At 39.5% G+C, this 25,644-nt stretch carries 25 protein-coding genes and 1 riboswitch; of the genes, 19 read left to right on the top strand and 6 right to left on the bottom strand.

The features are described 5' to 3' along the window. Positions 1–34 precede the first annotated feature (34 nt). Positions 35–211: riboswitch (Lysine riboswitch) on the bottom strand. Between the two features lie 169 nt (positions 212–380). The 8 genes from OZX76_RS08590 to OZX76_RS08555 all read left to right on the top strand — a co-directional run bounded on the left by OZX76_RS08590 (position 381) and on the right by OZX76_RS08555 (position 10,413). Further along, the gene (locus tag OZX76_RS08590) at positions 381–1,748 is read left to right on the top strand and encodes an aspartate kinase (protein ID WP_277179474.1); all 1,368 of its coding nucleotides are present in this window, start codon (positions 381–383) and stop codon (positions 1,746–1,748) included. After that, a complete protein-coding gene (gene dapF, locus OZX76_RS08585; protein WP_277179472.1) occupies positions 1,748–2,740 on the top strand; it encodes a diaminopimelate epimerase in 993 nt (330 codons plus the stop codon). Before OZX76_RS08590 ends, dapF begins: the two co-directional genes overlap by 1 nt. A gap of 553 nt (positions 2,741–3,293) precedes the next feature. Next, the gene (locus tag OZX76_RS08580; RefSeq protein WP_277179470.1) at positions 3,294–4,838 is read left to right on the top strand and encodes an ABC-F family ATP-binding cassette domain-containing protein; all 1,545 of its coding nucleotides are present in this window, start codon (positions 3,294–3,296) and stop codon (positions 4,836–4,838) included. A gap of 94 nt (positions 4,839–4,932) precedes the next feature. Beyond that, a complete protein-coding gene (locus OZX76_RS08575; protein WP_277179468.1) occupies positions 4,933–5,613 on the top strand; it encodes a TetR/AcrR family transcriptional regulator in 681 nt (226 codons plus the stop codon). Then, complete coding sequence (lepA, locus tag OZX76_RS08570; protein ID WP_277179466.1) at positions 5,591–7,378, top strand: translation elongation factor 4; 1,788 nt, start codon at positions 5,591–5,593, stop codon at positions 7,376–7,378. Before OZX76_RS08575 ends, lepA begins: the two co-directional genes overlap by 23 nt. 352 nt (positions 7,379–7,730) lie before the next feature. Beyond that, positions 7,731–8,699, top strand: coding sequence for an ABC transporter substrate-binding protein (locus OZX76_RS08565; protein WP_277179464.1), 969 nt, complete (start codon positions 7,731–7,733; stop codon positions 8,697–8,699). Between the two features lie 18 nt (positions 8,700–8,717). Further along, positions 8,718–9,632 (top strand): ABC transporter permease, encoded by a 915-nt coding sequence (locus tag OZX76_RS08560; protein WP_277179462.1) that lies wholly within the window; start codon positions 8,718–8,720, stop codon positions 9,630–9,632. Then, positions 9,610–10,413, top strand: coding sequence for an ABC transporter ATP-binding protein (locus OZX76_RS08555; protein WP_277179460.1), 804 nt, complete (start codon positions 9,610–9,612; stop codon positions 10,411–10,413). The genes OZX76_RS08560 and OZX76_RS08555 overlap by 23 nt, the downstream gene beginning before the upstream one ends. Before the next feature lie 251 nt (positions 10,414–10,664). On the opposite strand, the gene OZX76_RS08550 is transcribed toward OZX76_RS08555, so the two are convergent. After that, positions 10,665–11,087 carry a MerR family transcriptional regulator gene (locus OZX76_RS08550; protein WP_277179458.1) on the bottom strand — a complete coding sequence of 141 codons (423 nt, stop codon included), beginning with the start codon at positions 11,085–11,087 and terminating at the stop codon, positions 10,665–10,667. Positions 11,088–11,184: 97 nt separating this feature from the next. Here OZX76_RS08550 and OZX76_RS08545 point away from each other — a divergent pair, with 97 nt between their 5' ends. The 4 genes from OZX76_RS08545 to OZX76_RS08530 all read left to right on the top strand — a co-directional run bounded on the left by OZX76_RS08545 (position 11,185) and on the right by OZX76_RS08530 (position 14,347). Further along, positions 11,185–11,322 (top strand): hypothetical protein, encoded by a 138-nt coding sequence (locus tag OZX76_RS08545; RefSeq protein ID WP_277179456.1) that lies wholly within the window; start codon positions 11,185–11,187, stop codon positions 11,320–11,322. Between the two features lie 18 nt (positions 11,323–11,340). Beyond that, the gene (locus OZX76_RS08540; protein WP_277179454.1) at positions 11,341–12,066 is read left to right on the top strand and encodes a carboxymuconolactone decarboxylase family protein; all 726 of its coding nucleotides are present in this window, start codon (positions 11,341–11,343) and stop codon (positions 12,064–12,066) included. 17 nt (positions 12,067–12,083) lie between these two features. After that, on the top strand, positions 12,084–12,830 hold the full coding sequence (locus OZX76_RS08535; protein ID WP_277179452.1) for an SDR family oxidoreductase: 747 nt from the start codon (positions 12,084–12,086) through the stop codon (positions 12,828–12,830). Positions 12,831–12,949: 119 nt separating this feature from the next. After that, complete coding sequence (locus OZX76_RS08530) at positions 12,950–14,347, top strand: ISLre2 family transposase (protein WP_277178302.1); 1,398 nt, start codon at positions 12,950–12,952, stop codon at positions 14,345–14,347. 297 nt (positions 14,348–14,644) lie between these two features. On the opposite strand, the gene OZX76_RS08525 is transcribed toward OZX76_RS08530, so the two are convergent. Then, positions 14,645–15,352, bottom strand: a complete 708-nt coding sequence (locus OZX76_RS08525; protein WP_277179451.1) for a C39 family peptidase — start codon at positions 15,350–15,352, stop codon at positions 14,645–14,647. A 90-nt stretch (positions 15,353–15,442) separates the two neighbouring features. Further along, entirely contained in the window at positions 15,443–17,020 is a 1,578-nt protein-coding gene (locus tag OZX76_RS08520; RefSeq protein ID WP_277179448.1) for a multicopper oxidase domain-containing protein, read from the bottom strand. A 355-nt stretch (positions 17,021–17,375) separates the two neighbouring features. On the opposite strand from OZX76_RS08520, the gene OZX76_RS08515 reads away from it, so the two are divergent. The 3 genes from OZX76_RS08515 (at position 17,376) to OZX76_RS08505 (ending at position 19,024) form a co-directional block, all read left to right on the top strand. Next, positions 17,376–17,969 (top strand): hypothetical protein, encoded by a 594-nt coding sequence (locus tag OZX76_RS08515; protein ID WP_277179444.1) that lies wholly within the window; start codon positions 17,376–17,378, stop codon positions 17,967–17,969. A gap of 6 nt (positions 17,970–17,975) precedes the next feature. Next, positions 17,976–18,308: a hypothetical protein gene (locus OZX76_RS08510; protein WP_277179441.1), complete on the top strand. Its 333-nt coding sequence runs from the start codon at positions 17,976–17,978 to the stop codon at positions 18,306–18,308. A 95-nt stretch (positions 18,309–18,403) separates the two neighbouring features. Continuing rightward, on the top strand, positions 18,404–19,024 hold the full coding sequence (locus OZX76_RS08505; protein ID WP_277179439.1) for an LVIS_2131 family protein: 621 nt from the start codon (positions 18,404–18,406) through the stop codon (positions 19,022–19,024). Positions 19,025–19,066: 42 nt separating this feature from the next. On the opposite strand, the gene OZX76_RS08500 is transcribed toward OZX76_RS08505, so the two are convergent. Both OZX76_RS08500 and OZX76_RS08495 read right to left on the bottom strand, forming a co-directional pair. Then, the gene (locus OZX76_RS08500) at positions 19,067–20,569 is read right to left on the bottom strand and encodes an O-antigen ligase family protein (protein WP_277179437.1); all 1,503 of its coding nucleotides are present in this window, start codon (positions 20,567–20,569) and stop codon (positions 19,067–19,069) included. A gap of 113 nt (positions 20,570–20,682) precedes the next feature. After that, positions 20,683–20,997 carry a DUF2187 domain-containing protein gene (locus OZX76_RS08495; protein WP_277179435.1) on the bottom strand — a complete coding sequence of 105 codons (315 nt, stop codon included), beginning with the start codon at positions 20,995–20,997 and terminating at the stop codon, positions 20,683–20,685. Positions 20,998–21,087: 90 nt separating this feature from the next. On the opposite strand from OZX76_RS08495, the gene OZX76_RS08490 reads away from it, so the two are divergent. The 4 genes from OZX76_RS08490 (at position 21,088) to OZX76_RS08475 (ending at position 24,223) form a co-directional block, all read left to right on the top strand. Beyond that, on the top strand, positions 21,088–21,627 hold the full coding sequence (locus OZX76_RS08490; RefSeq protein ID WP_277179433.1) for an AAA family ATPase: 540 nt from the start codon (positions 21,088–21,090) through the stop codon (positions 21,625–21,627). A gap of 177 nt (positions 21,628–21,804) precedes the next feature. Next, positions 21,805–22,290 (top strand): C40 family peptidase, encoded by a 486-nt coding sequence (locus OZX76_RS08485; RefSeq protein WP_277181537.1) that lies wholly within the window; start codon positions 21,805–21,807, stop codon positions 22,288–22,290. A gap of 212 nt (positions 22,291–22,502) precedes the next feature. Further along, positions 22,503–23,216: a C40 family peptidase gene (locus tag OZX76_RS08480; RefSeq protein ID WP_277179430.1), complete on the top strand. Its 714-nt coding sequence runs from the start codon at positions 22,503–22,505 to the stop codon at positions 23,214–23,216. 155 nt (positions 23,217–23,371) lie between these two features. Next, the gene (locus OZX76_RS08475) at positions 23,372–24,223 is read left to right on the top strand and encodes a C40 family peptidase (RefSeq protein ID WP_277179427.1); all 852 of its coding nucleotides are present in this window, start codon (positions 23,372–23,374) and stop codon (positions 24,221–24,223) included. A gap of 68 nt (positions 24,224–24,291) precedes the next feature. On the opposite strand, the gene hflX is transcribed toward OZX76_RS08475, so the two are convergent. Then, complete coding sequence (gene hflX, locus OZX76_RS08470; protein WP_277179424.1) at positions 24,292–25,575, bottom strand: GTPase HflX; 1,284 nt, start codon at positions 25,573–25,575, stop codon at positions 24,292–24,294. Positions 25,576–25,644: the final 69 nt, after the last annotated feature.

The raw sequence follows: 25,644 nt of genomic DNA, 5'->3' as shown, positions 1-25,644 counted from the left end.
AAACAAAAGAACCTGAATTAATATCTGGTATCAAATTGTCGGAAGCGCTCCGTAGATTTTCTACGACAGTCCATGATTTGTTCAATCATGGCCCAGCTATTAATTTTTGCTTGCAAATTAATGCTTCGGCAGTTTCCCCTTTTAATTAGCTTCATAGTTTTAGCAAAACTCAGCTAATTTACTAATGGTCACCGCGACCTCTTCGATTGCCTAAATATTATATTATTTTTAGAAACCTGTCAATAATTTTAATTAAAAAATCAAACCAGTTGATAATCCCAAAAATATTTTTCTTGCAGATTAAAAAATAAATGCTAGAATTGCAACTAATCTTTCAAAAATTTACCAGTAGTTTTTATAAAAAAGGATTAGACCAAAAAATGAAAGTAGTTAAGTTTGGCGGCAGTTCATTAGCAGATGGCCCACATTTTGAAAAAATTATTAAGATTATTACCGCAGATCCAGAGCGCAAAGTCATTGTGACTTCGGCACCAGGCAAGCGGGACAAAAATGATTATAAAATAACAGATTTACTAATAGAATACGCGCATAGAACGCTGGCTAATCAAAGTTTGTCTGCTATTCAGGAGCAAATTTGGCAACGCTATGCCGAAATCGGCAATCATTTTTCCGTGCCAAGTGAAGAATTGACAAGACTAAAGCAAATTTTATTGGACTTACCAAAAAAAGAATACCAAACTGATGATTATTTATTAGCAATTTTTAAAGCACATGGTGAAATCTTAAATGCACACTTATTAACGCTAATATTACAAAAATTAAACTTAAATGCACATTTTGCTGGTAGTGAAGAATTGGGGATTAAAGTGACAGATAATCCTCAAGCGGCCATGATTTTACCGGACACTTATGACAATTTAGCGCGGTATCATCTGCCAACTGGCTATCTAATTGTGCCGGGCTTTTATGGCTTAACGAAGCAAAAACAAATTGCTACGTTTTCTCGTGGTGGCTCGGATATTACTGGTGCTGTTTTAGCTCGCGGCTTTCATGCGGATGTGTACGAAAACTTTACCGATGTTGACGCAATTTATGCGGCTAACCCGGCAATTGTTGCGCATCCAAGGGCGATTAACAAAATGACTTATCGCGAAATGCGAGAACTATCATACGCGGGCTTTTCTGTTTTTCACGATGAAGCGATTTTACCGGCAATTGCGGCTAATATTCCGATTAATGTTAAAAATACTAACCATCCTCGTCTTAAGGGAACAATGATTGTTCCGACAAAGAACTTTCAACCAGTCAACGTGATCACGGGAGTAGCGACTGCAACCCACTTTTCGGCACTTTACTTACACCGATATTTGTTAAACAAAGAGGTGGGTTTTACCCTAAAATTGCTGCAAATTTTTTATAAATATCACATTTCATACGAGCATATGCCGTCAGGAATTGATGACTTGACAGTGATTTTTGATAATCGCCAATTTACCGCTGGTGTTCGCGAAAAGATGTGTCAGGAAATTCGGACGGAATTGCAACCGGATAGTCTGGAATGGATTGATGATTATGCCATTATCATGGTGGTCGGCGAAGGAATGCGGAACAAAGTTGGCGTGATGGCTAAAATCATTGAGCCACTTGCAGCCCGAAATATTGGTGTTCACATGATTAACCAGGGGGCATCACGAATTTCAATTATGCTGGGAACTAAACGTAAGGATGCTCCAGCAGCTGTTAGACAAATTTATAATAATTTTTTCACACAGAAAGCAAAAGAATAATGATTAATATAGAAAAAGTTCATGGGTCACAAAACAGCTTCTTTTTACTAGACCAAACAAAACTAGTGCAGCCACTAACAACGTCTGAATTAGAGCATCTGGCTGTTAAAATCACGGACACCAAAACAGGATTACTTGGTGGCAGCGACGGTCTATTGGTTGTCGAACCGGCAACTAACCAGACTGCTGTCGCGCGAATGCGTATTTTTAACAAGGACGGGTCACAAGCATTGATGTGTGGCAATGGTTTGCGCACAGTTACCCGATATTTAGTTAGTAAACTGCACAAGCGCAAGTTTTTAGTACAAACGGCTGCGGCAAATTTGCATGTGCAGCAATATCCAGACTTGGCCCCTAATGTGCCGGCTTTTAGTGTTGAAATTGCGCCAGTGTCGTTTGCAGCAAGTGAAGTTGGTTGGCATAATTTGTCCTTAACGAAAATTATTAATCAGTCGATCCCGAAGCTGGCTGCTAAATTGAAGTTTACTGCGCTAGCGGTTCCTAATCCGCACTTAATCAGTTTTGTCGATGATGTTCATGGGGCTCACGAAGCACTGCGCCGGTTGGGCCGGCAATTAAATCAACCTAATCCGTATTTTCCAGATGGGGTGAATGTTAGCTTTGCCCAAATTTTGGCGCCTAATCGGTTGTTTGTGGAGACTTATGAGCGCGGCGTTGGCTTTACCAACGCCTGTGGAACGGGAATGTCGGCGACTAGCTTAGCTGGGCACTTAACTTATCCAGAGCAGGTTGGGCTGGATGAGCTGTTGACAGTTTATAATCCTGGGGGATTGGTACAGACAAAAATCCACTCTGATGCTAATCGTTACTGGATCGAGTTAATTGGTAATGCGACCGTGACCCACCAGATATCGCTACCCGAAGAATGCTTGCATGAAGCAGAATTTGCGCATGATCAGATTAAGATTGCCGCAACTGGCGAGCAGGAAGCTTATTTAAAGTTTGTGTCTACTTTTAAAAATAATGGTTAAGAAGCAATGCTTTCTGTTTTAACAACGCAGATATAAATAAAAAGTCCACTAGAATTTAAAGATTCCAGTGGCTTTTTTGTAATTAGTGAATTAGTTATAAAAGAAAACATGCTAGGCTTAAAACCTAGCATGCTTCTGTAAGTGATTTAATGAATAGAGCATATTATCTTGCTCAATCCTGCTAGGTGTTTAATCTAGCAGGTAATAAACTTAATAATATCAAGATCTTAACTGCAAAAACTTATATATTTAGTAATTTTATAAGTTTGATAAATTATTAGATTTTAAAATAGTATAGTTAGTATTTTTTCTTTTCTTGATATAATAAATTAAAGCATAATTAATTGTGAAATTCAATACTAATTGTAAAAATATTAATTATTATGCAGTGACATGCAGTGACATAATGATTAATGTTGGTCTGCTACGGTAATTATTGCTAGTTATTTTCAGATTGCTGGCACAATTTTTAGCTGCCAGCTTCTTGTTTGAGCCAAAAGTGCGACTTTATTATATACTAGAGCGAGTTGTTTTAGTTCGAAAGGGATGGACGATGAGTTTACTAACGGTTAAAAATCTGGGTCAAAGTTTTGTTGATAAAACTTTGTACGAGAATGCGAATTTTGTCCTTAATAAAGAGGATCACATGGGGGTCACGGGACAAAATGGGGTTGGTAAATCAACCTTAATTAAGATTTTAACGGGAGAAATGTTGCCGGACGAAGGGCAAGTTAAGTGGCAGAATAAGGTTGATGTTGGCTACCTTGATCAGTATGCCAAATTAACACCGGGTGAAACAATCCGCGGCTTTTTGCGAACGGCATTTGCACCACTATATCAAAAAGAACGAGAATTAAATGAGCTTTATGCCAAATATGCCGAGAATGGTGCTGCCGAGTTACTTGAAAAGGCCGGTAAAGTTCAGACTTACTTAGAAGAAAATAATTTCTATGGTATTGATACGGAAATCGAGCGTGTTGCGTCGGGACTTGGTTTGGCAGAACTAGGTTACGATCATGATGTGGCGCAGCTTTCTGGTGGTCAACGTTCGAAAATTATTCTGGCCAAATTATTATTGCAGAACCCTGATGTCTTGCTGCTTGATGAGCCGACTAACTATCTTGATGTGTCACATATTGACTGGTTGGTTGATTATCTAAATGACTTCGCAGGTGCGTTTATTGTCGTTAGCCACGACTATGACTTTTTGGGTCGAATTACCAACTGCATTATTGACGTTGATGTCGGCACAATCACGCGCTATACGGGAACTTTAAAGCAAGCAATGCGCCAAAAAGAAGCTAATCGTGAAACCTATCTCAAGGCTTATGCTAATCAGCAGCGCAAAATTGCCAAAACTGAAGCCTATATCCGTAAGAATAAGGCGGGAACACGTTCTAAAAGTGCTAAGTCACGTGAACGTCAGTTAGCCCACATGGATGTTCTGACACCACCGAAGTCTAATCGACGTGCGCGATTTGAATTTCCCTACGTTGCAACGGCTTCTAACTTATTGCTGCAGACACAAGATTTGGTAATCGGTTATGACCACGCTCTTGTTAAAGAGGCATTTAACTTTTCAGTTGGCGGTAATGAAAAAGTGGCCATCACTGGTTTTAACGGAATTGGGAAAACTACTTTGCTTAAAACTCTGCTAGGGCAACTAAAACCAATTTTTGGTGACTTTGAGTTATCAACAACGGCGAAATTAGCCTATTTTAAGCAGGATTTGACGTGGCCGAATAACAATATGACGCCGCTGCAATATTTGCAGGAAGAATTTGAGCGGCAAAAGCCAAAGGAATTACGTGGTGCTTTGGCTCGCATGGGTGTGACGGCACAGCAGGCAATGAGTCCATTGAAAAAATTGTCTGGTGGTGAACAAGAAAAGGTTAAGCTGGCAAAGATGCAGTTTGAACCAGCCAACTTGTTGTTCTTAGATGAGCCGACCAACCACTTGGATCGTGATACTAAGGATGCACTGCGCAAGGCAATTGTTAATTTTCCTGGAGGCGTGATTATTGTTAGTCACGAGCGCGACTTTTTCCAAGGTGACTGGGTTGATAAGACAATTGATATTGAAACGATGAACCAATAAGTAAAAGGATCAGTTAAGCTGATCTTTTTTAATTAATTAAAATTGACCTTTGGTCAGTTTTGCGTAATAATACCTTTAAGTTAGAGGTGAAAAAATGCCAAATATTCATACAGTCCAGCAAAAACGTGCCAAACGCCAACTAATTATGCAGGCGGCCATGCAGCTTTTTGCCAAGCAAAGTTATACCCAAATTACGATGAAACAAATTGCCGATGCAGCGGGAATGGCTAAGGGCACGGTTTTCAACTATTTTGCAACCAAGGAAGACCTATTTATGAGTGTCTTGCTGGAAGACTACTGCGCCTTTTTTACTAAAATCATCAAGCAGGTTAGTCTCAAACGTGAAGTAACCCAGTCGGACTTTACTAACTTAATGATTAGTTCAACGCGAGAGTTAATTAATGGGCATGCGGAATTGGTGCGCTTAAATGCCATTCGCGGGCCGGTGCTAGAAGGTAAAGCCAATATGGCGGAGACGATTAAGCGCCGCAACCAGTTGTATGCGGTTAGTCAGGAATTGGGAACATTGCTGGCAACTAAAAGTAAGCAGCTGTTAACTCAAGGACAATTTAGTCATTTATTTATTATCCAAAGCGCAATTATCAGTGGCTTGATGAATATGTCCTCGCTTGCCAGCTTTAACCACCACCAAGTTGCTTTGACTTATCCCGATTTTACGATTGATTTAGTCGCGGAAGCTGAAGCCCAAATGCGTTATTATTTAATAGGATTTTTTGAGGAACAAAAACACAATGAAACAAGCACAAATTCGTAATTTTGCAATTATTGCTCATATTGATCACGGCAAGTCGACCTTGGCCGACCAAATTATGGCGTTAACCAAAACGGTTAGTGAGCGTGAACGCAGCGACCAGATGTTGGATGATATGGAAGTTGAGCAGGAGCACGGCGTCACTGTTAAGGCGCGGACTGTACGTAATTTTTATCGGGCACAGGATGGGCAGGAATATGAATATAATCTGATTGACACACCTGGCCATGTTGATTTCAATTATGAAGTTGCCAAAAGCTTGGCCGCAACCGAAGGGGCACTGCTGTTAGTAGATGCAACTCAGGGGATTCAGGCGCAGACGATTGCCAACTATCGCATTGCTAAGAAAAACAATTTAGCCTTAATTCCGGTGATTAATAAGGTGGATATTGCTTCGGCCGATGTTGCCCGTACACAGCAGCAATTACTTGAGCTGGATAAATCCTTTACGCCGGCACAAACACTGCTAATTTCTGCTAAAACTGGTCAGGGGGTTCCCGAATTACTTGAGGCCATTAGAACGCGGATTCCGGCACCTAGTGGTGATAGTAGCGCGCCGCTTAAAGCCTTAGTATTTGATTCAATTTATGATGCTTACCAAGGAGTGATTATTAATGTGTGCCTGGTTGATGGTCAGTTAACAGCCGCATCTGATTTGCAATTAATGCAAGCTGACTTGTCGTTTCGACCTAAGGGCATCGGAGTACTAACTCCGAATATGCAGGCCCAAAAGGACTTGCACGCAGGTGAGGTTGGTTACATTGTTACGGGCATTAAGGATCCAAAAAAAATTCGTGTTGGCGATACGGTTACAACTAAAATGACACCAACTAAAGAGGTCCTGCCGGGATATGAACCAGCTAAACAGTTAGTTTTTGCTGGAATTTATCCTAAAAATAATGACTTTCCAGCATTAAAGCAGGCACTGAATAAATTGAGTTTAAACGATACGTCATTTTCTTTTGTCGAAGAGCGGTCAGAAGCCTTAGGACAAGGCTTTCGTTGTGGCTTTTTGGGGACTTTTCATTTGGAAATTATTCGTGAACGGTTGCAAGATGAGTATGGGATTGATGTTTTGACAACAGCGCCGAACGTGACGTACTTCGTCTACCTCAAAAATGGCCAAACGATGAAAATCAATAATCCAGCGCAATATCCTGCTTTTGGCTTGATTGATCACGTAACAGAACCCTTTATTAAAGCCGAAATTATGACACCCAGTGATACTTTGAATGCCATTTTAAAATTAGTGGAGCAGCATCAGGGCACGTTGCTTGATTTAGACAATGATGAAGCACAAATTTTGGTGACCGTTAAGATGCCGCTGTCTGAAGTTGCCTACCATTTCTTCTCCGAGTTAAAGTCGGTATCGCATGGTTATGCCACACTTAATACGGAGTTTTTGGATTATGAGGATGCTGACCTAGTTAAAATTGAGGTGGATATTAACTATGCGCCGGTCGATTCACTATCATTTGTTGTTCACCGCGGGGATGCACCGCAAATGGCACAAAAGTTGGTCAAAGAATTAAAGTACACGGTACCGCGCCGGCTTTATCCGACACCGGTGCAAGCAATTGTTGAAGGTAAAGCAATTGCTCGCGTTGATGTTCCGCCACTGCGTAAAAATGCGGCGGTTGACGGCAAGCAACGTAGTGTCTCCAAAAAAGCAGCGCTACTAAGACGGCAAAGTTTAAATAAACGCCGCGCAACTCAAGGAGAAGTTAAATTACCGCAAGAAGTATTTAACGTGATTTTGGAATTATAGTTAAAATTTTAAAATGGTGTTGACATTAATTTTTAAATATTTTATAATTTTGTCATCAAAGGTCGGAGGTAGTTTTCAATGAATGAGATTAATCATAAACGAGAATTACAATTGAATAACTGCTATTATCTTAGCTATTTTAGATAGTGTTTGGATTCATCAGGATGAATTCAAACCGAGCACAGTTTGAGTTTATCTATGATGGCTAAGGTTATTTGACATTGATTAGCCACATACTTCTAAGTGGCTAATCGCGATAGTTTAATCAGATTAAAGTTAATTTTTGAGCACCCACTTAGAGATAAGTGGGTGTTTTTATTTGGCAATATTTTTGGAAGTTGGAGGAAAAACCATGAATATTAAAAAATTAGCGGCAGGAATTAGTTTGATTGGCTTATTGCTTTTAGGTGGTTGCAGTAGTAAAAAAGCGGGAACAAGTACGGCGGTAAAGCATGTTGGTGTTCTGCAAGTTGTCCAGCACCCATCGCTTGATAAGGCCTACAAAGGCTTCAAGGAAGGATTAAAAGAAGAGGGCTACGTTGAAGGAAAAAATCTGAAGATTGATTACCAAAATGCTCAGAATAGTCAGGACAACCTCAAAAGTATGAGTGAAAAATTAGTTAATGAAAAATCTGACCTGATTTTGGGAATAGCTACACCTGCTGCGCAAAGTTTGGCTAATACATCTCAGGATATTCCGATGGTTGTAACTGCAGTGACTGATTTAAAGGCGGCCAAGTTGGTTAAGTCTGATGCCAAGCCGGGCAAGAACGTGACGGGAACCACCGATATGGTTTCAATTGATAAGCAAATAAAATTATTGCTGTCAATAGTACCGCACGCTAAGACAATTGGAATTATGTACAACGCTGGTGAATCGAACTCAAAAATTCAGGCTGATTTGGCAATTGCTGCTTTAAAGAAGGCTGGGGTAAAAGTTTTAGTTAAAACCGCGAATACAACCAATGATGTTCAACAAGTTACCGAAACTTTAGCAAGCAAGGTTCAAGGGATCTTCTTGCCAACCGACAATACTTTTGATTCTGCGGCTTCACTTGTAGGTAAGGTAGTCAAGGAAAAGAAGGTGCCGTTAGTAGCTGGCTCAATTGACCAAGTAAAAGTTGGTGGTTTGGCTTCAATTGGAATTGATTACGAAGCATTAGGTCGCCAAACTGGTAAAATGGCAGCCAAAATTTTGTCAGGTAAGGCTAAGCCAGCAGATATGCCGGTTCAACGGGCAAAGAATTTGAAATTAGTTGTAAACAAAAAGATGGCTAAGGCTTTAGGTATTAACCCGAATTCGATTAAAGCTCCTAAATAGAAAGGCAGTTTAACGTTGATGAGTACTTTCCAAGATTTATTTTTATCAGCTACTTCACAGGGGCTGTTATGGTCGCTAATGGCAATTGGTGTTTATCTTACTTTTCGTATCTTAGACTTAGCCGATATGACAGCAGAAGGCAGCTTCCCGCTGGGCGGCGCGATTACCGTAATTTGTTTAGTAAAAGGAGTCAATCCCTTTATAGCGACAATTGCTGCTTTTGGCGGTGGCTTAATTGCAGGGCTTGTTACCGGAATTTTGAATACCAAGTTGCGCATACCAGCATTATTGGCGGGGATTATTACGATGACAGGGTTATATTCAATTACTTCGCGAGTAATGGGCAACGCTGCTAATGTCTCTCTTTTAGGTAAAGCAACTATTTTTACCAGTGTGCAGGGCTGGGGCTTGTCACATAATAATGCAGTGATTGTGATGGGCCTGATAATTAGCCTATTGGTGATTATCTTACTTGATGTCTTTTTTAAAACTGAAATTGGCTTGGCAATGAGAGCAACGGGGGATAACCCGCAGATGAGTGCTGCTAACGGTATTAAGACTGAACAAATGAAAATTTTAGGCTTTATGATTTCCAATGGTTGTATTGCACTTTCTGGTGCATTATTAGCCCAAAACAATGGCTTTGCCGACCTTAATTCCGGCGTGGGAACTTTGGTTATTGGATTAGCTTCAATTATTATCGCCGAAGTTTTGGTTCGTAATCTGTCAATTGGTAAACGGCTATTAACACTAATTGTGGGAGCAATTATCTACCGGTTGATTTTAGCTTTAGTATTCCAAATGAACGTGGAACCGTCTGATGCTAAATTGGCTTCGGCGCTGGTATTAGTTGTTTGTTTGGCACTGCCTAATTTTCACTTAACTGGTAAGAAAAAAGGAGAAACTAATAATGACGCAAGTATTAAAAATTAAGAATTTACACCAAACTTTTGGTCGTGACACGGTTAACGAAAATCGGGTGCTGCGCGGAATTAATCTTGAGCTTGCGGCGGGTGACTTTGTTACGGTAATTGGTAGTAATGGTGCTGGTAAGTCAACGTTATTAAATAGTTTGGCGGGAACATTGCCCGTTCAAGAGGGGCAGATTTTTTTAAACAATCAAGATATTACTAAGTTATCGGTGACCAAGCGTTCTAAAAATATTAGTCGCGTCTTTCAGGACCCTAAAATGGGGACGGCAGTGAGGTTAACGGTTGAAGAAAACCTGGCTTTGGCGATGAAGCGTGGCCAGCATCGTGGCTTTTTACCTGGAGTTAAGCGTTCAGAACGCAAATTTTTTCAAAAAGAATTAGCACAATTAGGGTTAAACTTGGAGAATCGCTTGCAAACCGAGATTGGCCTGCTATCAGGTGGACAAAGGCAGGCAATTACGTTGCTAATGGCAACGCTAAAGCGTCCTGACTTAATTTTGCTTGATGAGCACACAGCAGCACTTGATCCTCAGACTTCAATCACTGTCATGCACTTAACCGAAAAATTAATTACTGAGCAAAAATTAACGGCTTTTATGGTAACACACAATATGGAAGATGCGATTCGCTATGGCAATCGCTTGATTATGCTCCATGAAGGCCGCGTGGCATTAAATCTTGCTGGAGAAGAAAAACGGCAATTAACGGTTCCTAAGTTGATGACACTCTTTCAACAGAATGTTGGTTCTAGGTTGAGGGATGACGCAATGTTATTAGCGTAAGAAGTATTTGTGGGGAAAGTAAAAAATAGAAGAAATCCTTCTACTAAAATGTAGTTTGAATAAAATTCACATTTAGAAAGGTTTTCTTCTATATTGTAAGTTTGTCTTGGATAATTCTTTTAAGAGCTTGCCAGTTGGAAAAATAGATACGGATCAAGAATGAGAAGATTGGATTAGCGAGAGCAGAGAAAAATAAGTCTTAAATCTTTAAAATATCAAAAACACATACAGAAATAGCGGGCTCATGCCCGCTATTTTTTGTGGTTTAATCGTTTTAAATAATTGCTAAAACTTTCAGAGTCAGCAATTTTGCCATTGGTTTTACCTTCGTACCAGGCAATCTTATCATTGAGAATTTGTAAATGGTGTTGCTGCTGCTTGATTTGTTCTAAAAACTTTACCCTAGTTTGCTTTAACAGCTGCAGCCTTTGCGGAATCGTTTGTTCACCTTGCGCGCGCCAAGCAACATACTTCTTAAGATCAGAGACGCTCATTCCCGTGTTTTTCAAGTGCAAGAGAAATCGCATCCAATTAACATCATCATCAGTATAGTAACGTTGTTGGTTAGTCAAACGGTGGGGCTTAATCAGCCCTTCATCTTCGTAATACCGCAATGTTGACGGCGCCAAGGAGAACATAGCACTGAAATCCTTAATCGTGTATTTTTTAGTCATTAATTATCACCTTTTTTCAAAAAATATCTTAACACGCTCTTGACTTAAAGTTAACTTGAAGTAATAGACTTAATAAAGTTATTAAGGTGGTGGTTAAATGACAAATAAAAATCATTATTTTTATAAGCAAACTGGCGAGATAATCGGTGATTTACAAAAGATTGGCCATATTGATCAGGGCGTAGAATTTTTGCAAAATTTAGGCGATATTAACCTAACTTTTACAAAAGAATAAGAAAGAGGACTTATATTTATGAAAAAACAAACAGCAGGCAGGAAGAATTTAGGCGATTTTGCGCCTCAATTTGCCGCATTAAACGATGATGTTTTATTCGGACAAGTTTGGTCAAAAGAACAGGAGTTGTCAGCACGCGATCGCTCGTTGATTACGATTGCCGCGTTAATGGCGATGGGAAATACAGAGCAGATTGGCGCTCACTTAAACATTGGCAAAATTAATGGCATTACTAAAGAAGAAATAGTAGCCGAAATCACTCACTTGGCTTTCTATGTCGGCTGGCCGAAGGCGTGGTCAACCTTTAATCGGGCTAAAGAAATTTGGTCAAGTCAAGAAGATCAAGTTAAACAGCCAGGAGTTTTTGCAACAGGGGCCAAAAATAGTGCTTATGACCAATATTTTGTCGGGCAAAGTTACAACAATTCGTTAGTTAAGCCAGAAGAAAATGGCAGCAGTGTTCCCGTTAATAACGTTACATTTGAGCCTGGGTGCTATAACAATTGGCATATTCACCATGATGGCAGCCAAGTTCTGCTAGCCACAGGTGGTCGCGGTTGGTATCAAGAGTGGGGCAAGGAGCCACAAGAATTAACTCCAGGATCTGTAGTTGTGGTGCATGATGGCGTTAAACACTGGCATGGTGCAGCTAAGGATAGTTGGTTTAGTCATCTTGCAATTACAACTGGCGAGGCCGAATGGCTAGAGCCGGTAGATCCTAAAGAATATGCCAAGTTACCTTAACGATAAGGAAGAGAAAAATGGCAATTAAAAATAAAGTAGTTATTATTACAGGTGCCTCGTCTGGTATTGGGGAGGCTACAGCAAAGTTGTTAGCGCAAAAAGGTGCCAAAGTGGTACTCGCAGCCAGAAGAGAAGCAAAATTGCAGGCACTAACTGCAGAAATTTCAGCAGCTGGTGGCAGGGCAAGTTATCAGGTAACAGATGTTACCAGCGAAAATGACAATCAAAAGTTGGTTCAGTTGGCTTTGGCAAAATATGGCCAAGTTGACGTAATGTTTCTTAATGCAGGCTTGATGCCCAGTTCACGATTGTCAGCATTAAAGACCGCTGAGTGGAATAAAATGATCGATGTTAATTTGAAAGGCGTATTAAATGGCTTAGCTTCAGTTTTGCCACAGTTTAACAAACAAAAGTCTGGGCAAATTATTGCAATGTCATCTGTTGCAGGAGTGAAACCCTATCTTAATACAGGGGTTTATGGTGCGACTAAATATGCAGTGCGGGATTTGATGTCGGTATTGCGCATGGAATCTGCAACTGACAAGGCCAATATTCGCACAACAACGATTTATCCAGCAGCAATTCAAACAGAGTTGTTGAATACAATTTCTGATGAGCAAGCGGCGAAAGCATTACACCAGACATACAATAACTATCAAATTAGTCCTGAAAGAATTGCGAATATCGTAGCTTTTGCAATTGATCAGCCTGAGGATACTAATATAGGTGACATTACTGTTGGCGCAACGACACAGCCGTGGTAAGGTAGGTACTTGTAAGAAAGTTAGCGTAAAGTATTTGTGGGGAAAATAAAAAATAGAAGAGAACCTTCTGCTAAAATGTAGTTTGAACAAAATTTACATTCAGAAAGGTTTTCTTCTATATGACTAGTTTACTACAAGATTTACAGCTTTTGTTAGATAATTTAACTACTGATACTAATAAGCTGCTGGACTGTCAGCTTACTTTCGATGATGTCTTAGAAGCATTCATGCAGAAATTGCGCCATTGGGGTTTAAAGCTAATTGGTTCTTATCTTGAGCAGCTTGATGCTAGTTATAAGCAGTTGCCTAGTCGCAAAAAGCAGTATGAAGTTAAAGCCATGCGTACATGTATTAAGCAGACTTTGTATGGGCAATTAACTTTTAAGCGTACTTATTACCAAGATAAACAAGACCAACATTATTTCTTTTGGCTTGATCAAGCCTTAGCTTTCACCAAGTATAGCCGGATGACCTTAGGCTTTAAGGCGGCTGTTTTAGAAAACGTAGCTAAATATCATTATCAGGCAGCCATTGATTTGCTTAAATACAGTGAAATCCATTCTAAAACAACAGTCATGAATATTGTTCATCGTGCAGGCCAGCTATTGCCTAATCAACCTGATCAGGTGCAAGCACGAAATAAGCAAATTGTTTATTTAGAAGCAGATGAAGATCATGTCGCCTTTCAAGATGGCAGTAACCATTTTATGAAGTTAGTGTACTTACACGAAGGCTATGATGAAAGCCAGAAGCGCCATCACTTAATTAAGCCTAAATATTTTACTGGTACTTATGCTGGTATGGCCAATGAACAACTGTGGGACGAGGTGCTATGTTATTTAGAAGCTAATTATCCGCAAGCTAAGCAGTTTTATCTTGCTGGTGATGGCGCGCCTTGGATTAAGGCGGGCGCTAAATATTTACCTAACTGTAAGTTTGTCTTGGATCGCTTTCATTTGTTAAAGTATTGCCGTCAAGCCGCTGTTAATACTAAGGCAGCTGCTGCTTATCGCTTATATCATTGGGCTTTAACCGGTCAGCGGGACAAAGTAGAATTATACTTTGAAACTCGCTTTAGTGATCCCGACTTAACATCAACGCAAATTGCCGCTCTTAACCAAGCTAAAACTTATCTATTAGGTAATTGGCAGGCAATTTTAAATACGCAAGAAGCAGCTTATCAGCGTTGCACCGCTGAAGGCCACATCAGTCATTATTTGTCAGAGCGGCTGAGTTCAAGACCAATGGGCTGGAGTAAGGTAGGAGCTGAAAGTGTAGCCAGAAGCATTATCTTCCAGTTAAATGGCGGCGATATTAGCCAATATTTGCTTAACGAGCAACGAAAAGCTGCTAAAGAGCAAAGAATTAGGCAAGTAGACCATCGTTTTAAGGCAAAGAACAGACCGTATTATGAGTATTTTCAAGCAGACTTTGGCGAAACGGCCAAGACACATTATTGGAATCAAGGGATCATTAATGGCGGGCAGATATTTGATTTACCCGAGCAAATAATTTAAAAGCGAAAACTACAAATAGCAGCAGGTAAAGGCTTAAAGTTTATTACCCACAAAAAGTTGACACTAACTGTAAGAAAGTTGCACTTGATTGAGAAACATGTATAATAAATACTACGAGCCGACAAAAAACGCGAGATGCGTAATTTTGTTACAAGGACACCCGTCTTAACTGACAGGCACGGGAAGTGTTGGCGTTTGGCCTACCTGATGTGAACAGAAGTAGCCAACCATTTTTGTGAAAAATGGTCTTGACTAAAAAGAGCAAGTTCTTAATTGAACTTGCTCTTTTTTTATTTATTATTTGATGTATAACGCTTGTTTTCCTTGCTGATTATAGCTTCGCTCTAAATTAGCCCACGGAATTTGTTCATTTTTATGTCCGAATGGGTCATTGACATAAACAATTCGTGCTTTTTTATTAAAGCCAGTGATAACACAGGCGTGGGAAGAGGGGGTAACGTGAACGTTGCCTTGAGCTGTCCGCCAAGTCTGCATGTCACTAACATGATTAAAGTTAGTTGTTGTAATAATCATGACAGGATGACCAGTTGAAACTAACTTCATTGTTTGAATAAAGTCATGCCCAGTGAAATTTTGAATACGATTAGTATATTTTCGTGCTACCTGCTCAAGTGGCTCATTATAAACGCACCAGCCGGCATTGGCCTGACTCATGTAACCGACAAACCCCTTGTGAGGATTACCGCGATATTGACCATTATCAGTAAATGAAGCAACGTGAGCAATGTTTTGCGATAGCTCCAGCTTGGTAACTTTTATACCATAATAGTTTAAAAGCATACTTAAAGAAGTAACTTCACAACCATTAGGCAGGTCAGGGTACTGATTTTCAAGTGGCACATCGAGTTTTTGCTCAGACTTTAAGGTTAACCAGTCATATTGGTTACACAGGCTTTTGGAATTAAAGGCAAAAATAATAACTCCAAGAAGTAGGAGCATCATTAGTAAAGTTAAAAATTTTTTAAATGATTTTGTATTCTTCATAGTTGCTATTTAATCATAAAAAGCTATATATAACCAAAAAAAGCGCTCAATTTAATGAGTGCTTTTTTTGGTTATTAATTGAAAAATGAATTAGTGATGACTTGCACCTGAAAATGCATCCATGGTGTGGTCTTCGCCTTTAACATCCATACCTTCAACGTCCATACCTGGGCAGTAAACTTCGTCCATTGGAATGCCTTTTTCTTCAGCAAAAGCCTTAGTCAAAGTTTCCATGTCCATCAAGTGGTACTTCTTGTCTGGGTCTTTAGGATCAACAATTTGAATTTGAGCCATCATACCAGCATCTTCGTGTTCGATGATGTGGCAGTGGTACATGAAGACACCAGTGTTTTGGAAGTAAACCTTAATCCGAACAGTTTCTTGAGGAGCAACTTCAACAGTGTCCTTGTAAACGCCTTGTTCGTTTGGATATGGGGCATGACCATCACGTGATACAACTAAGAAGTGAGCACCGTGAACGTGGAATGGGTGAAGCATACCATTCTTCTTGTCGTTAGTGTTGGTTACATCCCAGTATTCAGCACTCATCAAGGTTTGCTTCATATCAATTCTGTTCATAGCGAATTGCCTACCGTTGATTTCGTTGTGGTTGTCCATTGTGACCTTGCGGATTTCCTTGTTTGGATTTACAACTGGGTCATATGGCTTGAACAATGTGTCAGGAATTACACTGTCATCTTTTTCATACTTGTGAATTCTGAATTCAACTAATTTGAAGTCATCAGTGTAAAGGTTAACAACGTCGCCTTCCTTGTAGTCCTTGAAATCAACAACTACTTGTTGACGTTCACCTGGCCCGATTAAAATCTTGGTCATCTTAACTGGATGCTCCAAGAATGAATCGTCACCAGCGATTTGAGTCATAACCAAATCATCAGTGAAGTGTAATCTCCATTCACGACGGTTAGAACCACCTAAGAAGATCAAACGTACTTTTTGAGTAGTAACATCAACGTAAGGCTTGATAGTAGCGTTGATAACTGGAGTATCACCAAAGATACCCATTGCATTGTAGTCTGCCTTGTAGTCGAATTGGTTGTCTTCATGGAAGATCCGGTCTTGTAAGATGATTGGAAATTCATCTTTACCGTAACTCTTAGGAATTGGCAATTTAGCTTCGTTGGCGTCAGTAACAACAACACCCATAGCTAATCCCATCCATACTTGAGCAGCAGTTGATGGACATGGGTGAGCATGTAACCAAGTAAGAGCTGCTGGTTGGTTAACAACGAAGTCAATGTGCTTTTCTTCGCCTGGGTATACAGGTGAGTGGCAAGCACCATCGTTACCTGGTCCTGAAACTTCCATACCATGCCAGTGGTAAGTAGTCAATTCTGGCAAGCTGTTCTTCAAAGTTACGTGGACATGTTGTCCCTTGGTTAAGACCATTGTCTTACCAAGAACTGGGAAGTTGTAGCCCCAAGTATGGGTCTTTTTGCCTGGTAAAAATTGAAAGTCGCCTTCTTGGGATTCAATGGTGTACCAAACATCGTTGTTTTCAACCTTATCTGGCTCCAATACTGGTGGAACAATTAACGGAGAAGCTTCAACGCCTTCAGGAATATGGAGTTCTTTGTAACCCATTCCATGATTCTTGTCAAAGTCCTCTGAATTATAGAAATAATCTGTGTAAACTTTATCTGACATATTCGTCTACCTTTCAGTTAAAAAATTTTAGTAAAAAAATTTCATTACGCCTTAAATTTACTCTTGATGAAAACGCTTGTAAAGTGGTTAAAATCATGATTTTATGCCAATATTATAAAATAAACTCGTTTTCAGAAAAAATCGTGACAAATGTTATTTAATTATAAACTAAAATGCGTTAAAAGTAGTGGCATTTTTGCTTGAAAATGCTTGTCCTATTTGCTTACATAGTTACTTACTAAAGATTAACGTTTTTTAAAAATAAAAATAAATAAATTGTTTTTACAGCCAATTTTGAGTATCGTATAGAAGAATAATGAATTAGGTTATAAAGCGAAAAAAAGGAATTTTTAGTTTGAAGATTAATTTAAAAAGTTTAACTGAAAAAATTGAACAAGAAGATTATTTACAAGATTTGGCGAGCATCAAGTATGCCGATTTAAGTAAGTCAAAGGCAAAGATTAAAGAGGCTGCTGCCAAAATGGTACAAGAGACGGCGATGGCCGTTAAAAAAGGCTCGTTGAGTCATATCGCGTTGGAAGTAACGGGCCAGCGGCCAGTAACTTTCGCCTTGGAATCCAATATTATTAATTTGCCTTACAGTAACTATAAAAAGATTGCTAACTTTTTTGAAGAGGGTAAAGATTATCCAGTTAATATTTACTTTGAGACTGCATCCGACTATTTAAATGCATCGAAATTTCGCATTGACCAGCTAGCAACCGAGGCCGAATTGCAAGATGAAGATGCAGTTATTGCAAAATTAACGGCGGCAATTGCTGAAAAGATTAAGCAGGTGCGGGAGTATGAGAAGCCAGTGCTAGTAACCAAAAAGGCACCGAAAAAGACTGTTGCCAAGAAGACAACAACTAAAAAGGCGGCAAAGACAACTACTAAGGCAAAGAAGACGAATGCTAAATCTAGCAGTGCTAAAAGTAAAAAAGAGTAATGACTAGTGAAAGTTGAGTATGAGCGTTCGGGGTGCAAGCAATTTTTCAAAAAGCACAAGAACGAAGTTAAGATAATTAAAGATTGCATTGCTTCGGCGTTGACGGTTCAGGTTGAAACGGGGATGTCGAAGGTTAAACGGGCAGCCAGTGAACGAGTTAACGGTGCCTGCGTTTACGAATGCCGGGTAAACTTGAAGAAGACGGGCTCGGCCCGTGTCGCGTTTATCGTTGAGGATGAAAGCCAAATTACCGTGATGTATATTTCGTCTACTTTGCAAAAAGATGCCTTCACGCATTTACTTGAACGCAATTTGAAGGAAAATCATTATTCAGTTTGAGAAAAAAGATTGGCAATTTTGCCAGTCTTTTTTGTAGATAGCTATTCAAAATGAACTTTTTACAATATAATGGAAGCAATCACAGGAGGACTTTTATGTTTAGCTGGAATCTACTTGGCATCTTGTTATGGGTAGTTATTATCCTTTATTTTGTATTTGTGGTTCAGAATATTCGCAAGCGGCGGATTACGATGATTATCAAGAAGCATCGCCGCTTCAGCTGGCTCAATTTTTTGCTGGATATTTTAGAAGTTGTTGTTTTGTTAGTTGGACTTGGTGCTATGTTTACTAAGACCATGCTCGATAATCCTGATTTGGAAGATACTAGTGAAATTTCTTCGCACATTGTTTATCAGCCGCTAGTAATGGATACAGGGACAGGCAACTCGAGTTACGTGACGATTAATTCTAAAAAGAAAAAGATGGGCACGCAAACTTACACATTCTATCGTTCAGGTAAGCGTGTTAAGGTATCCAGTGACTTTGCGACGGTAGCTTACGGGAAGAATCCGCTGGATTTGAATGCTGAGCGGGTACCTTATAAGGTTGAGCAATTAAAACAAATGGATAAAAAGTACCAGAAGGCTTACGTTGCGATTTATACCGCAACTTATAAGAAAATTTGGCAAAACGGTATTGGGATGCATGCGGGTCACAACGCGATGACCTACTATTTGATTAGAATTCCAGATGCATCGTTTATTAAGCAAAAATAAAAATGGCGACTTCAAAATTGGAGTCACCATTTTTTAGTATGATTAATTATGCTTGACCTGCCTGAGCAAGTTGCCGTCAATAAAGGCAAGGAGGAAACTGGCGGTCAAGAAGTCTAGGACATTGCCGGATGAAAAGGCGGCAAGTAAAACAAAGAGGCTAGCCAGAATAAGAGAACTGACAAGATAGGTTCGTGCTGCGCGGCATCTTAGCCATTGATAGATGCCGTACGTCAGAACAGCTAGGTAAGGACCAATGAATAGCAGCATTCCGAGCCATCCGAGAGCATATATTTGTGCCGAAAAGTCACGCTCTAAGTTAAAGATATTGTTTTCTCGAGTATATGAAATACCGAAAAATTTGTCTAACCGATTGTTATTGGTTTTAACAACCTGATTGAGCATTGCCTGTTCAATGTGGCGGTTTTGCATCCGTGTTTGACCAGGTTCGTTCATGATTTTGAGCCAAAATTCAGGGTCGTATTGGTAGGGGTAGCTCTTGAAGACAAACTTGGGATTAAGCGCATAAGCTTGATAGTTTTCTTTAATAAAGCTGCGCAAAAAGTCGTCCCGCTGTTTCCCTTGGGGATATTTTGCTAGTCCCGCTTTAAGTTTGCGTGTTTCAGCTGTTAAGTCATGGTCGGATTGTTTGGCGAGGTAAATTTCGTAATTGTAGCGTTGAATAGCGGGACCAAACGGTAAAATTACTAACGACCCAAATTCAATTAAGATGGCGACTAGGATGGCCCAGCCACCTTTTTTAACATCCTTAATAATGTATTTATGAAAAGCAAACAGCAAGCAACTAATGATAATCCCACCAATTAAACCAATTGCGGCTACCTTAGTTCCAATTTCAATCATGGCAAGTGCCTGCACGACATTGAGGGTAATTGTCAGCCAATTAAATTCTGTAAATAAGTAGTACATCATTAGCGGTAATAGCATGAATAAAACGGCAGAAATCATATTGGTGAAATTAAAAAAACCCTTGGAAGCCATGTGTGAGTAGCCGATATTAGAATTGAAGAACCACATAAAGATGTTGGCACTGATTGTCCCTGTTTCGTAAGATTTAAGAGAAACAACAAACAGGTTGGACAACACAATTGTTCCTGAAAAAAGTCCAGAAACACCCTCAATTACCAATCGTAATTGCTTTTGCCCAAAATTAAGTTCGTCGGTTAAGAATAAGACAATCAGTGGCAGCGCCATTCGAATTAAGTAAAAGACCTCACTGACTGTTGAGTAGCCGTATCCCGTGGGGTTAATGCTGGTAAAATTATGCACGTGGACAAGGTGTAATGCCGAATAAATAACCAGTAGTATTAAGTAGGCCACTAGCCATTTGCGCTGGCTAAATTTGCGCCATGATTCTCGCTGACTTAAAAAGAGACCGAGTAAAATGCCAACAGCTAAAATTCGAATAATTGTTGGCAAGGTAAAGGGCATAATATTGGCAAGCCAGCCGTGATAAAACCAATATAAGTCCAAAAATGGTTGACTGAGAATGAACCAAAACAAAATGGTTCTTGCTTTTTCTTTCAAGGTAATTCTCCATTATTCAAATAAATTATTTTGTTAGCTTAATTTTAGGCAAAAAAGGTGTAAAAAAAAAGAGCAGTGAGTTAAGAACACTGCTTTTTAAGCAAAAAATATTTTTATTTTGTTTTTTCGTCGACTTCTTGGTCATCCAGCTTGGCTTTAGCGATCTTTTCAATCTTGACATCATTGTCAGCTAAAGATTGAATTTCCTTAACTTTACGCTTTGGGGCCGCTTTTAAGTTTTTAAAGTTGACAACAAGCTTGTTGTTTAAATCACTAATAGCAGTTTTATCGGCTTCATCGAAGTCAATAATTTTTAACATAGCAGAATTTTCGTAGATTTTTTCAATCTTGCCAATAAATGGCTTAGTAAGTTCTTCCTCTGATTTTGCGCTGACAATGTCACCTAATTTTACGTCTGCTTTTTTCAAAATGTGTCTTCCTCTCTCTCCCAAGTTTCATTATAATAGAAAGATATTATTATAAAAGTCAATTGTTTTCAAGTAAAGGGAGTCTAGATTTTGCGAAAATTAATATTAATTGTTGGTCCTAGTGGTGCAGGTAAGACAACAATTTCGGAATATCTAACCACGAAATTCAATATTCCACGAGTAGTGACGCATACGACAAGACCAATGCGCGTAGGGGAAAAGCAGCATCAGGCTTATCATTTTGAAGATGATACATCTTTTAGCAAATTACACTTTTTTGAGCATGTTAAATATGGCTCGTACCAATATGGCTCAAGCAGGGAAGCCTTGGATGCTGCTTGGCAGCAAAGTGATGTTGTGTCGTTAATTGTTGATATTCAAGGAGCAGCCTCATATCTTGAACAATTAAAAGCACAGGCTTATTTCTTGTATGTGACGACCAGTACGAAGCAGCAATTAGAAACAAGACTGCTTGAGCGCGGGGATGATCCAGATAAAATTCAAGAACGAATGAGTGGGGATGAATTAAATCAGCTGCCAGATGAGTTAATGAGTGATGCGCATATTTTGGTCAATAATGATTGGTCAATGACTAAAAAGCTGCTAAAGACAATAATTAGAGGTCTTTGACACGGCTAACTTTTTCTTTTTAACGGTTAAAAATAGGCTATAATTGAATTCTCATGATTTTGTAGCTTGTTTGACATAATCGTGTAACATTTGATGAGTAAGATATAACTCGTAGGTTGAAAGCGATGGTGAAACTTTCAGAATAAAAAGATTATTAAGTTGGAAGAAGCGAAAGTTTTGGGACATAAACATAGTTTAATCAAATTAATTACGGTTATATCATTATTCTTTGTTGGCAGTGGTACTGCCGTTTCTGCAGCCGCTAGCACAAGTGAAGTTGTTAGTGCCAGTACAGTTACTAAAAAGCGCAATGCTATTGTTAAACTTGCTAAAAAGCAGGTTGGCAAGAGTTACGTTTATGGTGCGACTGGTCCCTACTCTTTTGACTGCTCCGGCTTAGTTCAATATGTTTACCTTAAAGCTGGTAAAGTAACTTTGCCAAGAACGACTTATTCACAAGTTACACTGGGCAAGAATGTTTCTTTAAACAAACTCAAGAAGGGTGATTTGCTTTTCTGGGGTTCACCTTCTGCACCATATCATGTTGGGATTTGCGTTGGCAATAATAAATTTGTCCATGCAGCAACTCCAGACCAAGGCGTTATTGAACAAACAATTAGTACCTACTTCTATCCATCAGCAGCTAAACGAGTTCTTAATTAAGTTAAAGCTGTACATCTTTTCAACATAACAATTAAATTTAACTGAGCTTTTTCGGAAAAATCATTTTCTGAAAGGGCTTTTTTACATGCTGGTATCCATTCTGTAACATTTATGTAACATAACACGAGTAAAATTTACAACGTAATGATAGAAGTGTAACAATAATAGTTGGTCTTTCTTCAACTATTTAGTGTAAATGGGAGAATTTGATTTTGAAAATTAAGAGTAATATAGCTAAAATCACTACAGCTGCAGCTCTTGCTATTACTGGCGTTGCGGCTGTCAATGCTGTTAATGCAAATTCGATGACATCAAATGTTACAGCTGCGACTAATAAAGTCACGGTTAATTATGTTCCGGGATATGGGGTTGATATCTGGAATAGTTACGAAAATCCAACTTTTACTGGCCAAAGAGTTCAACATGGCACTGTTGTTAACGTAATTGACAGTGAAACAGATGCTAAAGGCAACGTTTGGTATGAAATTGGTTCTGATCAATGGATTCAAGCAAAATACACGGTCAAAGGCAGTGTAGCTGCTAAGCAAGTAGCAACTTCAACTAAGCAAGCTAAGAAAGTTGTTAAATTAGCTAAGGCAGAAGTTGGCAGGGCTTATGTTTGGGGCGGCACTAGTCCAAGTGGTTTTGATTGTTCTGGATTAGTTCAGTATGTTTATAACCAAGCTATTGGCAAGGATTTAACGCGTACAACTTATACTCAGGTTAAGCAAGGTAAGGAAGTTTCAATGCAAGATTTGAAGCCTGGCGATTTACTTTTCTGGGGTTCAGCTGATGCACCATATCATGTAGGAATTTACATCGGTAACAATCAGTTCATTCATGCTGCAACACCAGAGCAGGGTGTTATTAAGGCAACTCTTAGTTCATACTTCTATCCATCAGTTGCTAAACGAGTTCTTAATTAAAAGCTAAAATAAAATTAGGCATTTAGAAAAATCTTTCTAGGTGCCTTTTTGTATTCTTAAATGCCATGACTTGATTAAAAATTTTAGTCGATTAAAATAAAGTTATAGGCCGAATTATAAGCACTTTTCGCTACCAAAAAGGAGAGTCAATGTTAATGAAACGTAATTTTTTGAAAATGGGGCTAGCGGCGGCTTTAACCTTAACAGGAATTGCTACTATTGCTCCGCAAAAGGCAGTTAACGCGGCAACATTAAAGGAACCAATTAAACAGGTTCAGATTAATTATTTACCCGGTAAGAGTATTAAAATATGGACGAATTATGAGGGCGGTCAACTCATTAATTTTCGTGCAAAAAATGCCAGCAAGTGGAACGTTGCTGACACCGCGGTCGATAAAAAAGGTAAATTATGGTATAAAGTTGGCGTTGATGAGTGGATCGAAGCGCGCTATACCGTAGAAGTAACGGCTAACGCTGCAGCTGCAGCAACTTCTAAACCACAAGTACAGGTTCCAGTCAAAAAGCCGAAGAAGACTAAACCAGCTAAAACACAGGCACCAGTAGCTAATAAACCGGTTGAGAGTAAGCCTGCTGCTAATAATATTGTGATACCAGTTGCCAATACGGTGGTCAGCGGTAATGTTAGTCAGCGAGCTAAGGCAGTAGTTAATTTAGCTGAAAGTCAAGTTGGTAAAAGTTATGTTTGGGGTGGCGATGGTCCCGACAGTTTCGATTGCTCTGGCTTAGTGCAGTATATTTACAATCAAGTTGGCGGCGTTAGTCTGCCACGAGTTACAACGGATCAGGTCAAGGTGGGCACGACAGTTGATATGAGTCAATTGCAGCCGGGCGATTTGCTCTTTTGGGGGTCGACGGACGCACCTTACCACGTGGCAATTTATGTTGGTGATAACCAATATGTTAGTGCCGCAACTCCTGAGCAGGGCGTAGTTTTACAAACTCTTAGCTCATACTTTTACCCGTGTGTGGCTAAACGAGTTTTATAATAGAATATTTAATTAAAAAACAGTTAGATGATGTAAAAATCACCTAACTGTTTTTTATGTGTAATTATTTAAATAATATATTTCTGAAATTGAGCCTGCTTTTCTGGAGCTAAGCGAACACAAACGTGAATGCCGTCGGCTTGATATTGTTCGTCCATTACTTGAGCGTGTTCGTGCAAGTAGGCTAATTCTTTGCCATCAGTTAAAGGGAGCAATAGGTTTAACCGTTCATAGTTGGCAAAGATGCGTTTAGTAATCAGTTGCGCCAACATTTTAATTGAGGCTGGGTCAGGTGCTGCATATAAAATGTCGCTGCCTTCAATCTGAGGGTAATTGCGCTCGGTCTTGTCCGCCTTGTTATAGGCAGTAATCATCGGGATGTCTTTGATGCCGATTTCTGCCAGTACATTTTGCGTGGTGCGAATCATTTGGATCATGTTCGGGTCAGCAGCATCAACAACATTAATCAGCAGGTCAGCATCTTTTGCTTCTTGCAAAGTTGCCTTGAATGATTCCACCAAGTTGTGAGGCAATTTGGAAATAAAACCAACGGTGTCAGACAAGATGAAGCTAAAATTATTCCCTAATTCAATTCGGCGAACACTAGTATCCAGTGTTGCAAATAGCATATTTTTGACAAAAACCTGCTTGTCGCTGTTTTCGGTGCTGAACTCTTGAAGCAAACCATTCATTGTTGTTGATTTACCCGCGTTGGTATAGCCCACCAGAGCAACTTTGGGGATATGGTTTTGGTTGCGGCGCTTGGCCTTGATTTCTTCTTGACTAGCGATGGCCTTCAGTTCTTTTTTGATTGCGGAAATTTGCTTGCCAATTGTTCTGCGGTTCATTTCTAGCTTGGACTCACCTGCACCACGATTGGCAAAACCACCGCCAGTTGAACCACCATTGCCGCGTTGCTGGTCAAGGTTATTCTCTGAAGGGTGCAATCGGGGTAATTCATATTGCAATCGTGCCAGTTGCACCTGTAATTTTGCTTGCTTAGAGCGAGCACGACTAGCAAAAATTTCGAGAATTAATTCTGTTCGGTCAATTACTCGTAATTTGGTTAATTTTTCTAAATTACGAATTTGCACTGGTGATAGTTCGTCATTGATAATTAATACTTTGGCTTTTAGCCCGCGAGCCATATCCTTAATTTCATTGATTTTACCAAGGCCAAAATAGGTTCCGGCAACAACTTGGACGGCATTTTGATGTGATTGACCAACGACTTCCATATTATTAGCTGCGGTTAAATTGGCTAGCTCAGTCATGTAGTAGTCAAAGTTAGGATCATTTAAATTGACGCCTGCAAGGTAGGCCTTGATTTTTTGAGGTGTGTTATCGATCATTTGCTGTTCTTTCTAATGTAATCATTTTAATGGTAAGTAATTAGTTTAATTGTAGTACAAAAATTGCTT

The sequence above is a fragment of the Lactobacillus sp. ESL0677 genome (assembly GCF_029392875.1).
In the GTDB taxonomy this organism is placed as follows: domain Bacteria; phylum Bacillota; class Bacilli; order Lactobacillales; family Lactobacillaceae; genus Lactobacillus.
Note: the sequence above shows the minus strand (reverse complement) of the source record. Positions and strands in the feature narration are given on the sequence as shown.

Excerpts from the sequence above, each read along its gene's own strand:
- OZX76_RS08590 (WP_277179474.1), top strand. The coding sequence starts at position 381 with ATGAAAGTAGTTAAGTTTGGCGGCAGTTCATTAGCAGATGGCCCACAT.
- dapF (WP_277179472.1), top strand. The coding sequence starts at position 1,748 with ATGATTAATATAGAAAAAGTTCATGGGTCACAAAACAGCTTCTTTTTA.
- OZX76_RS08580 (WP_277179470.1), top strand. The coding sequence starts at position 3,294 with ATGAGTTTACTAACGGTTAAAAATCTGGGTCAAAGTTTTGTTGATAAA.
- OZX76_RS08575 (WP_277179468.1), top strand. The coding sequence starts at position 4,933 with ATGCCAAATATTCATACAGTCCAGCAAAAACGTGCCAAACGCCAACTA.
- lepA (WP_277179466.1), top strand. The coding sequence starts at position 5,591 with ATGAAACAAGCACAAATTCGTAATTTTGCAATTATTGCTCATATTGAT.
- OZX76_RS08565 (WP_277179464.1), top strand. The coding sequence starts at position 7,731 with ATGAATATTAAAAAATTAGCGGCAGGAATTAGTTTGATTGGCTTATTG.
- OZX76_RS08560 (WP_277179462.1), top strand. The coding sequence starts at position 8,718 with ATGAGTACTTTCCAAGATTTATTTTTATCAGCTACTTCACAGGGGCTG.
- OZX76_RS08555 (WP_277179460.1), top strand. The coding sequence starts at position 9,610 with ATGACGCAAGTATTAAAAATTAAGAATTTACACCAAACTTTTGGTCGT.
- OZX76_RS08550 (WP_277179458.1), bottom strand. The coding sequence starts at position 11,087 with ATGACTAAAAAATACACGATTAAGGATTTCAGTGCTATGTTCTCCTTG.
- OZX76_RS08545 (WP_277179456.1), top strand. The coding sequence starts at position 11,185 with ATGACAAATAAAAATCATTATTTTTATAAGCAAACTGGCGAGATAATC.
- OZX76_RS08540 (WP_277179454.1), top strand. The coding sequence starts at position 11,341 with ATGAAAAAACAAACAGCAGGCAGGAAGAATTTAGGCGATTTTGCGCCT.
- OZX76_RS08535 (WP_277179452.1), top strand. The coding sequence starts at position 12,084 with ATGGCAATTAAAAATAAAGTAGTTATTATTACAGGTGCCTCGTCTGGT.
- OZX76_RS08530 (WP_277178302.1), top strand. The coding sequence starts at position 12,950 with ATGACTAGTTTACTACAAGATTTACAGCTTTTGTTAGATAATTTAACT.
- OZX76_RS08525 (WP_277179451.1), bottom strand. The coding sequence starts at position 15,352 with ATGAAGAATACAAAATCATTTAAAAAATTTTTAACTTTACTAATGATG.
- OZX76_RS08520 (WP_277179448.1), bottom strand. The coding sequence starts at position 17,020 with ATGTCAGATAAAGTTTACACAGATTATTTCTATAATTCAGAGGACTTT.
- OZX76_RS08505 (WP_277179439.1), top strand. The coding sequence starts at position 18,404 with ATGTTTAGCTGGAATCTACTTGGCATCTTGTTATGGGTAGTTATTATC.
- OZX76_RS08475 (WP_277179427.1), top strand. The coding sequence starts at position 23,372 with ATGAAACGTAATTTTTTGAAAATGGGGCTAGCGGCGGCTTTAACCTTA.
- hflX (WP_277179424.1), bottom strand. The coding sequence starts at position 25,575 with ATGATCGATAACACACCTCAAAAAATCAAGGCCTACCTTGCAGGCGTC.